At 58.2% G+C, this 15,632-nt stretch carries 8 protein-coding genes; 3 read left to right on the top strand and 5 right to left on the bottom strand.

Going from position 1 to position 15,632, the window contains the following annotated elements; translation table 11 throughout:
• The coding region (locus tag GA0061077_RS04425) for a BspA family leucine-rich repeat surface protein (RefSeq protein WP_200754444.1) at positions 1-480 on the bottom strand (480 nt) is incomplete at its 3' end.
• A gap of 726 nt (positions 481-1,206) precedes the next feature.
• Between GA0061077_RS04425 and rpoB the strand changes: the two genes are divergently transcribed.
• The 3 genes from rpoB (at position 1,207) to GA0061077_RS04410 (ending at position 9,766) form a co-directional block, all read left to right on the top strand.
• Positions 1,207-4,773: a DNA-directed RNA polymerase subunit beta gene (gene rpoB / locus GA0061077_RS04420; RefSeq protein ID WP_091847923.1), complete on the top strand. Its 3,567-nt coding sequence runs from the start codon at positions 1,207-1,209 to the stop codon at positions 4,771-4,773.
• Positions 4,774-4,883: 110 nt separating this feature from the next.
• Positions 4,884-8,948 carry a DNA-directed RNA polymerase subunit beta' gene (locus GA0061077_RS04415; RefSeq protein ID WP_091847753.1) on the top strand — a complete coding sequence of 1,355 codons (4,065 nt, stop codon included), beginning with the start codon at positions 4,884-4,886 and terminating at the stop codon, positions 8,946-8,948.
• 206 nt (positions 8,949-9,154) lie between these two features.
• Complete coding sequence (locus tag GA0061077_RS04410) at positions 9,155-9,766, top strand: FHA domain-containing protein (RefSeq protein ID WP_091847922.1); 612 nt, start codon at positions 9,155-9,157, stop codon at positions 9,764-9,766.
• Between the two features lie 218 nt (positions 9,767-9,984).
• Here the strand turns inward: GA0061077_RS04410 and GA0061077_RS04405 are convergent, their stop codons facing one another.
• From GA0061077_RS04405 to GA0061077_RS04390, 4 genes are all read right to left on the bottom strand, one after another.
• The gene (locus GA0061077_RS04405; RefSeq protein WP_091847752.1) at positions 9,985-10,581 is read right to left on the bottom strand and encodes a variant leucine-rich repeat-containing protein; all 597 of its coding nucleotides are present in this window, start codon (positions 10,579-10,581) and stop codon (positions 9,985-9,987) included.
• 141 nt (positions 10,582-10,722) lie between these two features.
• Positions 10,723-11,580: a PP2C family protein-serine/threonine phosphatase gene (locus tag GA0061077_RS04400; RefSeq protein ID WP_234696507.1), complete on the bottom strand. Its 858-nt coding sequence runs from the start codon at positions 11,578-11,580 to the stop codon at positions 10,723-10,725.
• Positions 11,577-14,282: a DUF3488 and transglutaminase-like domain-containing protein gene (locus tag GA0061077_RS04395; protein ID WP_091847751.1), complete on the bottom strand. Its 2,706-nt coding sequence runs from the start codon at positions 14,280-14,282 to the stop codon at positions 11,577-11,579. Before GA0061077_RS04395 ends, GA0061077_RS04400 begins: the two co-directional genes overlap by 4 nt.
• A complete protein-coding gene (locus GA0061077_RS04390) occupies positions 14,279-15,541 on the bottom strand; it encodes a DUF58 domain-containing protein (RefSeq protein ID WP_234696506.1) in 1,263 nt (420 codons plus the stop codon). The genes GA0061077_RS04395 and GA0061077_RS04390 overlap by 4 nt, the downstream gene beginning before the upstream one ends.
• Between the last annotated feature and the right edge of the window lie 91 nt (positions 15,542-15,632).

Below are 15,632 nucleotides of genomic sequence, written 5' to 3'. Positions count from 1 at the left end.
GCTCATGTCGGTGACTTTGGAGGTGTCGAAGTGGGTGAGGTCCAGCGACGTCAGTGTCTTGCAGCCGTAGAACATGGCCCTCATGCTGGTGGCTTGGCTAGTTTCGATCGCGGCGATTCCGTTGCCGGTGAAAGCGGTGATGTCAGCGGCGAACAGGTCAGCGGCGAACAGGTTTCTTCCCGCTGTTCCGGAGATGTGGAGCGTGCCGTCGATCTGCACTTCGCGCTCGTTCAGTGCATAGAACGGGGCAATGGTGCCGGTGCTGTAGAGTGTGAGGTTACCGTCGATGCGGAGCTTGATGATGGAGCCGCTGTACGAGGACCATGGGATGTCGCTGCGTTCGCGGTAGTTGGGTGAGGTGCCGTGATGGAGGGTGAGGGTGCATTGAGCGTCGATGTCCCATTGGACCGCGCTTGGGTCCCTGTTGGGCACGTTGTTGACGGCGGCGTCGTTCGCCGGCGTCCCCCACGTACCCGCCACGGGTGCGCAGGTGCGGCGCTGCGTCGAGAGGGCCTGACCGGTGCCGTCTCCGTTGAGCGTCGCGGGTGCCGGGCTGAGCGGTGCGGACTGCGCCAGCGGGGCTTCGGAGGCGAGCGGTGCCGCCGGCGTCCCGCTAATGTCGCTGACGGGCGTGGCGTGCGGCGCTGCGCCTCGTTGCGCGGCCGCGCCCGGGGTCTCGGGCCTGTCGGAGGTGTTGTTGGTTTGCTGTGTCTCTGGTGTGCCGGTCAGTGGGTTTTCAGACCGTGTCGGGGGGGGGGGTCCCTATTGTCATGGTTATGCACAGCGCGGTGGTGATGATGGTGTTGAGGATGCCCACGGTTGCCCTACCTTCTCCTGAAATCCCTTGCCCTGTCCGCGCCCTGCCGGCGCGGAGGTGTCACTCCGTGACTTGTTCTATCGATTCATGATAAACGTGGCACAATACAATAAGGGCAAATTCTTTGAGTGTTGTTGTTTGTTGTATAGGTGGGTAAATAATAATAGAGCTCGTTGAAGCATGGGCCTGAGTGTCGTCCGGTTTAGTGTGTCTTGGCACCCGCCGTCAACGGAGTTGTCACGGTTTCATGTATAATTGTTGCTCTGCATAAGGTGTGTCATATTGCGGGCATGCTCTAACGATGAGGCGCCCGCGTATTCTGGCTGTTTGCGGTGCGTTTCCTCGACAACGAATATATCGAAGATCAAGCGAGCGATAAGGAACGTCCATTGGCTGAAAATAAGCTCAAGACGAACACCACACAAGTCATCGCACGCGCCGATGAGCACGACATCAAGTTGCATAAGGCGTCGGACCGTGTGAATTTCGGTTCCATCAGGGAACCCATTGATGTGCCCTACCTTTTGGGGGTGCAGACCGATAGCTTCGATTGGCTTATCGGCAACGAGCGCTGGAGGAAGAAGGCCGAGGCCGACATCAAGGCCGGCACGAACAACGTGTCCCACACTTCCGGCCTGGAAGAGGTATTCAACGAAATCTCCCCGATCGAGAACTTCGCTCAGACCATGAGCCTGACGTTCTCCGATCCGTACTTCGAGGAACCGCGCCACACGGTCCAGGAGTGCAAGGAGAAGGATTACACGTATTCCGCTCCTCTGTATGTCAACGCGGAGTTCGAGAACGGCGAGACCGGTGAGATTAAGAGCCAGACGGTCTTCATGGGTGATTTCCCGTTGCAGACCCCCCACGGCACCTTCATCATCGGAGGCACCGAGCGCGTTATCGTTTCGCAGCTCGTGCGTTCCCCGGGCGTCTACTTCGACCGTACCCCGGACCGTACCTCCGACAAGGAAATCTTCGGTGCGAAGATTATCCCGAGCCGCGGCGCATGGCTTGAGTTTGAGATTGACAAGCGCGACGTTCTCGGCGTGCGTGTGGATCGCAAGCGCAAGCAGTCCGCCATTGTCTTCCTCATGGCCATCGGCATGACCAAGGACGAGATTGCCAAGTCCTTCAAGGATTACCCGCTCGTGCTTGATGCGCTCGAGAAGGAGACCATCGAAACGCAAGATGAGGCCCTCACCGACCTCTACCGCAAGATCCGCCCGGCCGACACGGCCACCCCCGAAGCCGGCAAGAACTTGCTGGAGTCGTTCTACTTCAACAATCACCGTTACGACCTTGCCCGTGTGGGCCGTTACAAAATCAACCGCAAGCTTGGTCTCGAAGCCGCTCCGGATGATCGTAGCTTGAGCCGCGAGGACATCATTGCCACCATCAAGTATCTGGTGACGCTGCACTCCGGCGAGAAGACCTTCCCGGGCCGTCGTGACGGCCAGGATGTCGACCTGCGTGTCGAGACCGACGATATCGACCACTTCGGCAACCGTCGCATCCGCCAGGTGGGCGAGCTCATCCAGAACCAGCTACGCACCGGCCTGAGCCGTATGGAGCGCGTGGTTCGCGAACGCATGACCACTCAGGACGCTGAGGCCATCACCCCGCAGTCCCTTATCAACATCCGCCCGGTGAACGCGACGATCAAGGAGTTCTTCGGAACGTCCCAGCTCTCGCAGTTCATGGATCAGAACAACCCGCTTTCCGGCGTGACCAACAAGCGTCGTCTCTCCGCACTGGGCCCCGGCGGCCTTTCGCGTGACCGCGCTTCCATGGAGGTCCGAGACGTTCATCCGTCCCACTTCGGCCGTATGTGCCCGATCGAATCTCCTGAAGGCCCGAACATCGGTCTTATCGGTTCGCTGGCAACCTTCGGCCGCGTCAACCCGTTCGGTTTCATCGAGACGCCGTACCGCAAGGTTGTCGACGGACACGTTACCAACGAGATCGAATACATGACCGCAGACCGCGATGCCGATCACGTCATCGCGCAGGCCAACCAAAAGCTGGACGACAACGGCAACTTCGTCGAGAAGACCGCGCTTGTGCGTGCGGGCGAAGACGAGGCCGTCGATGTGCCGGTTTCCGAAGTCGACTACATGGACGTTTCCCCGCGCCAGATGGTTTCCGTCGGTGCTTCGCTGATTCCGTTCCTAGAGCATGACGAGGGCCACCGTGCATTGATGGGTACCAACATGCAGCGCCAGGCCGTGCCGCTTGTCAAGTCCGAGCGTCCGTTGGTGGGCACCGGCGCCGAATGGCGTACCGCCTACGATTCCGGCGATACGATCTTGGCCGAGAAGGATGGCGTGGTTTCCTACGTTTCCGCAGACATTATTCGCGTGACCAACGACGATGGAACCCAGTCGAGCTACAAGCTGGCCAAGTTCCAGCGTTCCAACCAGACCACCAGCTACAATCAGGTTCCACTGGTCAAGGATGGCGAGCGCGTCGAGCGTGGCAGCGTTCTGGCTGACGGCCCGGCCACCCAGAACGGTGATCTGGCGCTAGGCAAGAACGTGCTGGTTGCATTCATGCCTTGGAACGGCTACAACTACGAAGACGCCGTCATCATTTCGCAGCGTCTGGTGAAGGACGACACCCTGTCTTCCATCCACATCGAGGAATACGAGATCGATGCCCGCGACACCAAGCTTGGTGCCGAGGAAATCACTCGCGACCTGCCCAACGTGGGTGAGGAAGCGGTGGCCAACCTCGACGAGCGCGGTGTGATTCGCATCGGCGCAGAGGTTGAAGCCGGCGACATCCTCGTCGGTAAGGTCACCCCTAAGGGCGAGACGGAGCTGACTCCTGAAGAGCGCCTGCTTCGCGCCATCTTCGGTGAGAAGAGCCGCGAGGTGCGTGATACCTCGCTGCGCGTGCCTCACGGCGAGTCCGGCACGGTCATCTCCATCAAGGAGATCACCCGCGACGAGGCCGAGGAGGACGGCGACGAGCTGCCCAACGGAGTCAACTCGATGATCCGCGTCTACATCGCTCAGCATCGTAAGATCACCGTCGGCGATAAGCTTTCTGGCCGCCACGGCAACAAGGGCTGCATCTCGCGCATTCTTCCCGAAGAGGATATGCCTTTCCTGGCGGATGGCACCCCGGTCGACATCATGCTCAACCCGCTGGGTGTGCCTAGCCGAATGAACCTGGGCCAGGTGCTCGAGCTTCACTTGGGCTGGATTGCACACTCTGGCTGGGATATCAAGCTCGACAAGGACCTTGAGGCCGAGTGGAAGAAGCACGTGCCGCAAGGTGCCGAGTACGGCGAGCCGAACACCCCGGTGGCCACCCCCGTCTTCGATGGTGTGCGCCCGGACGTGATTCAGGGCCTGCTGCGCAGCACCCTGCCGAACCGCGACGGCGAGAAGCTCGTCGGCGAAGACGGCAAGGCGATGCTGTTCGACGGCCGCACCGGCGAACCGTTCCCGAAGCCGATTTCCGTGGGCTACATGTACATGCTCAAGCTCCATCACCTCGTGGACGACAAGATCCACGCACGTTCCACTGGTCCGTACTCCATGATCACCCAGCAGCCGCTGGGCGGTAAGGCGCAGTTCGGTGGCCAGCGCTTCGGCGAGATGGAGGTGTGGGCACTCGAAGCTTACGGCGCGGCCTACACGCTGCACGAAATGATGACCACCAAGTCCGATGATGTCGACGGCCGCGTGCGCGCCTACGGTGCCATCGTCAAGGGTGAGAACCTGCCGCCAGCAGGCATTCCCGAGTCCTTTAAGGTGTTGCTCAAGGAAATGCAGTCGCTCTCGCTCAACGTCGAGGTGCTCAACGCCGACAGCGTGGCCATCGACCTGAACGACGCCGAGGATGATCCCGTGGGATCCTCCAACGATCTCGGCTTTAACATCGGCGCCCGACCGGACGCCTCAGCCAAGGACGATCAGGCTGCGTCTCGGCCGGAATACCGCTAGAGGCAAGCCAACCACGGCCTGACAGCGGGTCTGGTTCCACAAAGAGGACCAGGCCCGGCAGGTCGGCCAAATAATCGTGATTGTTATCAATTGGAAGACAGGACACAATAGTGCTGGACGTCAACGCATTTGACAAACTGAGGATCGGACTTGCTACCGCCGAAGATATCCACAAGTGGAGCTACGGCGAAGTCAAGAAGCCGGAAACCATCAACTATAGAACACTGAAGCCTGAAAAGGACGGTCTGTTCGGTGAACAGATCTTCGGACCCACCCGCGACTGGGAGTGCGCTTGCGGCAAGTACAAGCGCGTGCGTTTCAAGGGCATCGTCTGCGAGCGATGCGGCGTGGAAGTCACCAAGTCCCGCGTTCGTCGTGAACGTATGGGCCACATCGAGCTGGCCGCGCCGGTAACCCACATCTGGTTCTTCAAGGGTGTGCCGAGCCGTTTGGGCTACCTGCTCGACATTGCGCCGAAGGACCTTGAGAAGGTCATCTACTTCGCGGCCTATATGGTTACGGACGTCGATGAGCAGCAGCGCCAGCAGGATCTGCCGGATCTCCAGGACGAGTTCGATAACGAGATCGCACGGCTCAACAAGCGTCGCGACAACGAGATCGAAGAGCGCGCCAAGAAGCTCGAGGCCGACATGGCCGAGCTCGAGGAAGCGGGTGAGTCCAAGGGAACCGCCAAGTCGAAGCTGCGCAACTCCGCCGAGCGCGAAATGGCAGCCATCCGCCAGCGTTTTGACGATCAGGCACAGCGCCTCACCGCCGTGTTCGATCGCTTCAAAACCCTGCGCCCGGGCGATATGGAAGGCGACGTTGATCTGTGGCAGGAAATGCTCGACCGCTACGGCGATTATTTCGAAGGCTCCATGGGTGCCGAGGCCATCAAGAAGCGTCTGCAGGACTTCGATCTCGAGGCCGCTGCCAAGGAACTGCGCGAGGAAATCGACAACGGCTCCGGCCAGCGCAAGGCTCGCGCGTTGAAGCGACTGAAGGTCGTCAACGCATTCCTTACCACCGGCAACAAGCCAGAGGCCATGGTGCTCGACGCCATCCCGGTCATTCCTCCGGATCTGCGACCGATGGTGCAGCTTGACGGCGGACGTTTCGCTACTTCCGATCTCAACGATCTCTACCGCCGCGTTATCAACCGCAACAATCGTCTCAAGAGGCTCATCGAACTTGGTGCTCCCGAGATCATGCTCAACAACGAGAAGCGCATGCTTCAGGAAGCCGTCGATTCGCTGTTCGACAACGGTCGCCGTGGCCGCCCGGTCACCGGCGCATCGAACCGCCCGCTCAAGTCGCTTTCCGACATGCTCAAGGGCAAGCAGGGCCGTTTCCGTCAGAACCTCCTGGGTAAGCGCGTGGATTACTCCGGCCGTTCCGTGATCGTCGTCGGACCTTCGCTGCGCATGCACCAGTGCGGTCTGCCTAAGCCCATGGCATTGGAGCTGTTCAAGCCCTTCGTCATCAAGAAGCTTGTGGATCAGAACTACGCGCAGAACATGAAGAGCGCGAAGCGTCTGGTCGATCGTCAGGACTCGTCCGTGTGGGACGTGCTTGAGGACGTCATTTCCGAGCATCCCGTGCTGCTGAACCGTGCACCTACACTGCACAGACTCGGTATTCAGGCGTTCGAGCCGATTTTGGTCGAAGGCAAGGCCATCCACCTGCCGCCACTTGCTTGCGCTGCGTTCAACGCAGATTTTGATGGCGATCAGATGGCAGTCCACCTGCCGCTGAGCGTCGAGGCACAGGCCGAGGCCCGTTCCTTGATGATGGCTTCGGACAACATCCTCAAGCCGGCAGATGGCCATACCGTCACCATGCCTTCGCAGGATATGATTCTGGGTCTTTACTACCTCTCCACCGTCGTGGAAGGTGCAAAGGGACAAGGTCGTGTGCTTGGCTCGGCCGACGAGCTGCGTATGGCCATCGACCGCCACGATGTGGATGTACAGGCCAAGGTGCTGGTGCGCTTGCCGCACGATTTCAAGCTTCCCGAGAATTGGGAGCCGGGCGAACTCAAGGTTATCGACCCTGAGCCGGGCAGCTCGGATGTGGTCAAGGAAGAGCGTCTTAAGGACGGCTCCTATCTCTTCGCCACTTCCTACGGCCGCTTGAAGTTCAACGAAACGCTGCCGACAAACTACCCGTTCATCAACGAGCAAGTCGCCAAGGGCAAGCTTTCCACAATCGTTGACGATATCGCGACTCGCTACTCCACCGCTCAGGTGGCCGCGACCCTCGATGCGTTGAAGGATGTCGGCTTCACGCGCGCTCCGTGGTCCGGTGTGACCATGTCCTTCTCGGATATCGTCGAGCCGTCTAACCGCTTCTCCATCATCAGCGACTACGAGGCTCAGGCCGATGAGGTCAACCACCAGTATGAAATGGGTCGCTTGACTGTCGAGGAACGTCGTCAGGAACTTATCAACCTGTGGACCGAATGCACCGACAAGGTTGCCGAAGCCATGCGCGATAACTTCAAGGACGACAACAACGTCAACATCATGGTGCAGTCCGGAGCTCGAGGCAACTGGATGCAGATCCGCCAGATTTCCGGTATGCGAGGTTTGGTGGCGAACCCGAAGGGCGAGATTATCTCCCGCCCGGTCAAGTCGAACTACCGTGAAGGCCTGTCGGTGCTGGAATACTTCATCTCCCAGCACGGTGCTCGTAAGGGTCTGGCGGATACCGCACTTCGTACCGCGGAATCCGGCTACCTCACCCGTCGTCTCGTGGACGTGGCCCAGGAGGTCATCGTGCGCGAGGAAGACTGCGGCACCAAGCGCGGTCTGCCGATGCGCATCGGTGAATACGACATGGAAGGCAACTTGGTGCTCGTCAAGGCTGCCGACGGTGGCCCGTACTCGAGGTTGCTCGCTGAGGATGTCGTCGATCCCAAGGATGGCACCACCGTGCTTTACAAGCGTGGCGATGCGATGTCCATAGACGCGTTGCGTGACATGGTCGCTCATGGTGTCGAAACGGTCAAGGCACGCAGCGTGCTGACCTGCGAATCCAAGCGTGGCGTTTGCGCTCAGTGCTATGGCTGGTCGCTTGCTACGAGCCGCATGGTGGATGTCGGTGAAGCCGTCGGTATCGTTGCAGCTCAGTCCATCGGCGAGCCTGGTACACAGCTGACACTTCGTTCCTTCCACTCCGGCGGCGTCGCTTCCGCTTCCGATATCACCCAAGGTCTGCCTCGTGTTACCGAGCTTTTCGAAGCACGTACGCCTAAGGGTGAGGCCCCGATTGCAGAGTATGCCGGCACCGTTAAGGTTGAGGACACCGACCACGGTCGCACTGTCACCTTGACTCCGGACGATACGAGCGTCGAACCGATTAGCTATCCGGTGACCCGTCGTGCGCCGCTTACCGTTAAGGACGGCGAGCACATCGAGACCGGTACCCAGCTGATTGAAGGTTCCGTCGATCCGAAGAAGATTCTTCGCATTCTCGGACCCCGCGCCGCTCAGGTCAACATCGTTGAGGGCGTGCACGACGTGTATCGCTCCCAGGGTGTGGATATCCACGACAAGCACATCGAGGTTATCGTCCACCAGATGCTTCGCCGCATCACGGTGATCGATTCCGGCACCACGAATCTGCTGCCGGGTGAGCTCGTTGACCAGTCCAAGTTCCGCGATGCCAACATCGAAGCGGTTAAGGCTGGCGGCAAGCCGGCTGCAGGACGTCCGGAACTGCTGGGCATCACCAAGGCCTCGCTGGCCACCGATTCCTGGCTGTCCGCGGCTTCGTTCCAGGAGACCACCCGTGTTCTCACGGAGGCGGCCTTGGAGCAGAAGTCTGATGATCTCAAGGGTCTCAAAGAGAACGTCATCATCGGTAAGCTTATCCCTGCCGGTACGGGCCTTGCACGCTATCGCAACGCAACGGTCGAACCGGACAAGGCCATCCGCGACACCATCTACCCGAACTTCGGTCTGGGCGGAGAAGGTGCGCCCGGCGAATTCGGCGAGGGCAACATGGACGATGTGGACTTCTCCAACATCGACTTTGGCGACCTGAAGCTCGGTGACGACTTCAATCCGGATGACTACCTGAATGATGAAGGTGGAGCCGGTGATCTCGGTGGGGACACCGATTTCAGTATGGGCTCTGGTTCGGATTCGTCCGATTCCGGTTCCGAAGCCTAGATAAGTTAGGCTGAACGGCCAGTAGATTTGGTCAACGTTTGTCCCGGTGTGCTGCGGTGCGCCGGGACAAATGCATAATAGAGCGTGGTTCTGGTGATACTCCTGATTCGCGGCCGTGAAACAATGATTCAAGATATCTTGATATTGCGCATGAATACGCTGTGGATATGGGCATGATGTTATGGGAGTGGGATACGATGCTGCCTATGAACGCTTTGCCTTTTCCTCCGCCACCAGAGATTGGGTGGTATGACGATGATGCCGCGGTTGTGTCTGGCAATGTGAATGAGGTGGGCGAGTCCGCAAGAAAGCTAAGCGCGGATGCGGCTCGACATGGGTTGATCGGCGCGGTTGCGTCGACGCGGTTACAACAGCCGTCGGCTGATGCCGGGTGGTCGTCTTCGAAGCCCGAGACCAACGGGGAGGGCGACATTGAAGACTGGGACGGCACGGTGCTGTCGTCGTCCTTCATGAGCGAAAAGCCCAAGAAGCGCTATCGTCTCCACAACGACGCCACGGGCCAAGATATCGTGCTCGGTACCAGTGTTCTGTTGGGGCGCAACGTTTCGGCAACGGTGCCCGAAGGTGCCATGTCGATTAAGCTTGCCGATCCGACGCGCACCGTTTCGCGCAACCATGCCGCTCTCAGTTATGACAAGGATGGTGTGCTTTGGATTGAGGATTACGAATCGCTTAACGGCACGTATATTATCGATGGCGACCGCGAGATACAGATCAAGGACCGTCCCATCCAAGTTGTGGCTCCCACAACGTTGCGTATCGGCGATCAGTTCTTCGCTTTGACCGAAGAAGGCTGAGCGCGTAGTAAGCGGTGATAGAAGTGTGTAATGCAAGAGACCCGTCGATTGGGCGGGTCTCTTGTTGTATGTGGGCGCGTTTGCTTGAAGGGTTACATCGTTAAGCGGAGTGGAACTTAAATTAGTGTCGGTCTGGTGCCACTTGATGCGGCCGGTTGGCTGGTGCGGGCTGATACGGCTGGGTGCGGCCAAATCTTGGGATTGTGGAAGCTGTTGCCTTATTGCCGAGTGGCCAGGGCTGCGTCGACGGCCGGGTCGTGCAGCTGGGCGAGCCAGCTTAGAAGCTCCGGATAGGTATTGGGGTTGCGAGCGAGGCAAGGGCGCAACTCAGGAGCGTACTGGGCGATGCGGGCAATGGTCATCTGGTCGGTGTTGGGGTCCAGCGCCTGTTCGGCCGTGTAGCCATAAGTGTTGGTGGCAAAGGGTGTCTGCGCGGCGCTGCTGTTGACGGGTGCGTACTGGTTGCCGTTAGCACGTTGGTCGGCGATGTGAACCACTGAGCTCTGCGATTGCGGCTGTTGCGCCTGCTGGTTGGAACCATGGGACGCTTGGTTGCTCTTAACGGGCGTCTGCTGTTCCGTAGCTGCGCGGGGAGAAACGCCTCGGTCGGGAACTTCGAACCCCATGGCTTTAAGTGTCTCTCTGGCGCGGTCGTCACCGAACTCGGCAATCCAGCGCTTGAGTCCTGGATAGGCACGGGAGTTGGCAACCACGTTCGCGCCGAAGTCAGGGTTTTCATAGGCGACTTTCGCGAGCATAATCGGGTCGGCATCCGAGTCCTGAACGATGGAGACAGCTGTGTCGTAATCAACCATAGTGTCTTGCTTTCCTCTCTTATCGGATGAATTTATCGGCGTCATCCGGTCGTCTTAAACCTTCGATAGTTCACGATTATATAGGCTTACTTCCGTTATGTCGTGCATATGCCATGTGGATGGAGATGGAAATTTGCGAATTTATGTGTGCAAGCTATCAAGGGTGATGTCCCCGATGGTTTCCAGTTCTTCCCCGTCACCAAGCTTGCTCGCATGCCATGGTTCGTCATGAGGGACTTCGGGCCAGACATCGACGACCAGAACGGTGATATTGTCTTTTCCTCCGGCGTCCACGGCCGTTTGGATCAGCGCTTCGACGGCACGGTCGGGGTCTGGGTTCGCGCGGCTTATCGCTGCGATAGCGGTATCGGGAACTTCGGAGTAAAGCCCGTCCGAGCACACAATGAATCGACCCGATGGCACGACAGCGTAGAAATCGGGTTTGATTTCCTGCGGTGAGCCGATGCATTGGGTGATGATATTGCGCGGAATGGCCGCATCGGCCATCTGTGGTGACACGAGTCCGGAGTCGATAGCCTGCTGGCGCTGGGAATGGTCCTTGGTGATACGGCTGATGGAGGAAGCGATTGCGTTGCCTTGTTCGTCGAAATCGAAATGATAAGTGCGGGAATCGCCGATATTGATTACATACCACAGAGGTGCCTGTTCGCTGCCGTCATCGGAAGGCCGGGAGGGGAGAATAAGGCCGGTAGCCGTGGTGCCAGCGACGCCGCCGAGATTTTGACCTAGGTTGTAGATATTGCTTTGGGCCTCGTCTAATGCGGTTTTGATGATCGCAAGCGACCTGACTGGCTGGTCGGCGACCGATGCGAAGTGTTTGGCGGCGATGGCACTCGCGCGTTCGCCGCCGACGCCGCCTCCCATGCCGTCGCACACGATATAAACGCCGGGTTCATTGACTCCGCTGTCTTGATTGCGGCGTCGCCTCTTGCCGATGTCGCTGCCCATGGCCGCTCGAATATGGGGATGACGGGTCACAGTTGATGGCCTTTCTTTTCGGCGGGTTGCCGCTTCAATCTCTCGCCTGTCAGTATAGCTGTGCCGTTTGCCGTGTTTGTGCTGTTCGTGCCGGGTCGCATTGTTGTGGCTGCGGTACTCGAAGTATCATCCGATTTTGCACAGCGTTTTTTGCCCAATAGATGCTTGGGCTTGAAACGCCGGAAATTCGGCATATGAAAGACGCCTCTAAGCGAAAGCCGGGTGGCGATGCGTCGCATGCGCGGCTGGGCGGCAAGCATGACCTTGCGCATTGTCTGGATCCGTTTCCAATATGCAAGAGAATCCGCTTCATCGAGCTCTTTGCCGGAGAAGGCGACCCAATCGGCTTCGCGGGAAAGCAGCTTGAGCTGATCCAGGTCTATGGGACGGACGGTAATGCCCTGCTTTTGTTGCGATTTTGTTGACTTTCCGGTTATTGACGTGGATGTTTTCTCGGTACTCGTACTGAAAGCCTTATGGATTTGCATGACCTGTTGTCGACGGGTGCCGGATGTCGCGATGCCACTTTGCTTGGCGAGCATGTTGATTGCCTGCCAGCCTGATGCGATGCGCTCCTTCGAACTGCCGCTGCGGGCCATGATGGCCAGCTGGATGGCTTTGATCAGCAGGATGAGTCCACAAATGATGAGAATGATCCACAGCGGGCTTCCGTAGACGGCCACTTTCTTTATGATTGCGATGATCCTGATTAATGTGGCGTTGCGGTTCTGGTCGCCTGCATCCGCACCGTCAAGTGAAGACTGGTCGCGAGCCTGATTCTGATCGTGCAGTGGATCGACCAACGGCACGGGCGGCTGACGCACAAGCGTTTTCGGGTTCGGCGGTGTCAAATCCTGATTTTTGTTCGGAACCTTGGTTTCCTTCGGTGTCGGATAGAAGGCGACCCATCCATAGTCCTTGAGGTTGATTTCGACCCAGGCCTCGATGTCGTTGCCCGTGAAATCGGTTCGCGTCGTTCCTTTCTCGTTGGTCGTGGTTCGAGCCTTGGAAATGTTGCCTTCCTTGTCTTTTGGAATAAAACCAAGGACTACGCGCGAAGGGAGGTTGAGCTGGCGGGCCATCAATGCCATGGCCGAGGCGTATTGTTCGCTGTCGCCCACCATTGCGGAGCCGCCGAGCATGGAGTCGATGCGGAAGTTGCCATGGCCGGACAAAGAGGGGTAATCGCCCGCAAGCCCGTGTGAGAACCAACCCTTGGTTTTTAGCGCAGTGGCAAGTGTTTGCGCCGTTGCGCCGTCGGTGGGCTGCTTGCCTGTCAAGGCTGGGGCGAGGTTGCCGACGCTGTTGGGGGTGTCCTTTACCTCGGGCTGTGTGATGTCCTGTGCGCTGGCACGGACGATTTGCTGCTGGGTGGGGGCGTAGGGGATGATCCCTGATTCGGTGTAGGTGCGGCCGCCGAGGGATGTGTTGGGTGCGATGGCGGAATGCGTTCCGGTGTTGTAATACAAATCGGTAGTGTCGAAATCAATGGATGAAGCGTCGCCAACCAAGGGCAGCCATTGCTCGGAAAATCCGTTGTGGACTTTGAAGGTGGCGTTGAAATGATTGCCGTCGGCGGTGGTTGGGATGCCGCTGCCGATTTTGCGGTAATCGGAGGAGTCGCTGGCATCAGTGGAATCGGAAAGGTTCCAGACGTTGCCGTCAAAGCGATCCATGACGGCAAGGCGTACCGGTGTGCCGGCGGGAAGTCCGGAAACGGTGAGCAGTGTTTCCTTTTTGTGATATTTGACGTAGGAACGCATGCTGCTGAGCGGACTTGTATATTGGTGGGGGTCAAGAGGTGGATTGTAGTGATCGCGAAGAACCAGACGATGTTCCGGGATGGCGAACACTGCTCCGGATGCCAGGGCGACGGAGATGGCGATGATTGTCACCGCACTTATCGGTCTGCGGATGTCGAAGGAGTGCCAACGCCAGGCGAACCAAAAAATCAATGCCAACATCGCTGTGATGCCGCAGAACGGGCGTAGTGTGCCCTGATCGGTTCCCAGCAGGGCGCTCGTCGTAAGATTCAGCCCCAACGGAAGAACCGTGATGAGGTTGATCTTGTTGTTTGCCGAAACTGCGAAAACGCCAGCAAGGAAGGCTGTCCATAGATTCAGGGTCCACAGGGCCATCAGACTTCCGTTGGCGCCGCCGATTGGTGGAATGACCGCAATGATGTACTTGAATGAGCCGAAGGTTTGCGTGAAACCTTGGCTGAGTGTTTGTGGGCTCGGCAGGAGGTGAGCGATGGTGGTGTCGTTCAGTGCGATTACAGGGCCCACGAGAAACTGGGCGACGGCCAGGAATACGATTTGCCACCAAAGTCTCAGCGTCGGATTGATTCCGGTCAGAGCAATGCAAACGCCAAGCAGCGATGCTGGAATAGCCGCGGCCGACCAGACGAATATGCTGCCGTAGACGTCAATAAGATTGGCGGAATTTAGCAAGATGACGACCGCTGCGAACAGGGCTCCGATGGCAGGGGCGGTCCAATGGCGATAGGTGGTAACGCGTGTATGGTGTTGGTTCTCATCCTTTGAAGTCAGCACGATCGGAGTTCTGGTTGAGATTGCCCAAGTGCCGGTCGTATCGTCTCTGTTTGTGTCGGCGGAGTGTGACAAAGGGGACGCAATGTGTTCGCTCGACCATAGGCTTGGCGTATTTGGTGACGAGTTCATGGTGTCGGTACTGCTCATTTCAGAGCCTCCATAATCTGCGGCAAATCGTCGAGTGATGGAAGTGTGGCCAAGGTAAAGTCGTCGTATTGATGAATGCCATTGGTCGCCAAGGTGTCGATTCGCAGCATGATGCAGACGGATTCATGGCTCAAAGCGGCTGCAATGCGGCGCAGTCGTTCGAGTTTGGCTCCGGAGCCGACGATGAAGAAATAGAAGGATGCTCCTGGACTCGTGCGCAGTGTGGTGTCTGCAAGGTTGGGGTTCTCGTCCGGGTCCGGTTTGATTCCGCTCATCCAGTCGAGCAAAAAGGTGGGGGAGTGTGTGATGAGCGAGTCCTTGGAAGCCTGCGTGGACAGGGGCCGGTCTTCGACAAGACATTCGACTCCGATCGACGCGGCGACGCTGATGGCCAGTTCGAACTCATCCTCGGAGGCGTAATCAGCGGGGTTGATGCTCAGAGTGATGGATGTGTCGGTTCGTTTGGTGGCTTCGTATTGGCGGACCGTCAAGGAACCGGTTTTCGCTGACGAAAGCCAGTGAACGTTGCGTATGTCGTCGCCGCTGCGGTATTCGCGCAGGCCGTAGAAGTCGAGGTCATCGTCAACCACTTGACCGGATGGGCTTCCTTCGAGATCGCGGAAAACACCGGAATCGAGGGTGTTGAGCAAGATGGTTTTGGGATGGATGAAGATATTCACCGATTCGGAAAGCGACTGTTCGTGCCGTACGATTCCGAACGGGTCCCCTTTACTGATCGTTAAAGGACCTGCGGGAAGAATTGCGCGTGCCATGGCGTGGAATTCAACTTTCTTGTCCCAACTTTTGCCCGGAGCGAGTCTCGGAATGCGGAAATGCTGATGTGCCCTGCCCATTGGCAGATCACCGATGACGCTGGCGGTGGGGCGTTTGCCGGGGTTAGAGATATCGACGTCGACTTTAACGGTATCGCCTACGGCGATGTGGTCGTTCGAAACGGAAAGTGCCGACTGGAATGTTGTGTTGCCAAGCGACATCACGATGCCGCAGATGAGCATGATCAAGCCGATTACGGCACAAACCAACAGCTCGTGCCATCCAAGTGCGGGGAAAGCCGCCAGGCAAACCAGTGCAATTGCTGTGATCGACCAGCCGAGAGGAGAGATGTAAGTGGTGAGCCAGCCGGGCAGCTTGTAGCGTAAATTTGTAGTTCTGTACCGGAATTTGAATGGCAGGCCCGCAAATCGGGCATTTTCGAACGTGGGTCGGAACTTGCGAATCTTCGATCGAGGGCCTTCCAAACTGCTCTCTGTAGGTGTCTCAGCCGTGTTCCGCGCAGATGTGAGGTCGCGGGATGGCGCTGATTGAGACTGTTGCTGGTGGTTGGTGGGA

This window comes from Bifidobacterium commune, assembly GCF_900094885.1.
In the GTDB taxonomy this organism is placed as follows: domain Bacteria; phylum Actinomycetota; class Actinomycetes; order Actinomycetales; family Bifidobacteriaceae; genus Bifidobacterium; species Bifidobacterium commune.
Note: the sequence above shows the minus strand (reverse complement) of the source record. Positions and strands in the feature narration are given on the sequence as shown.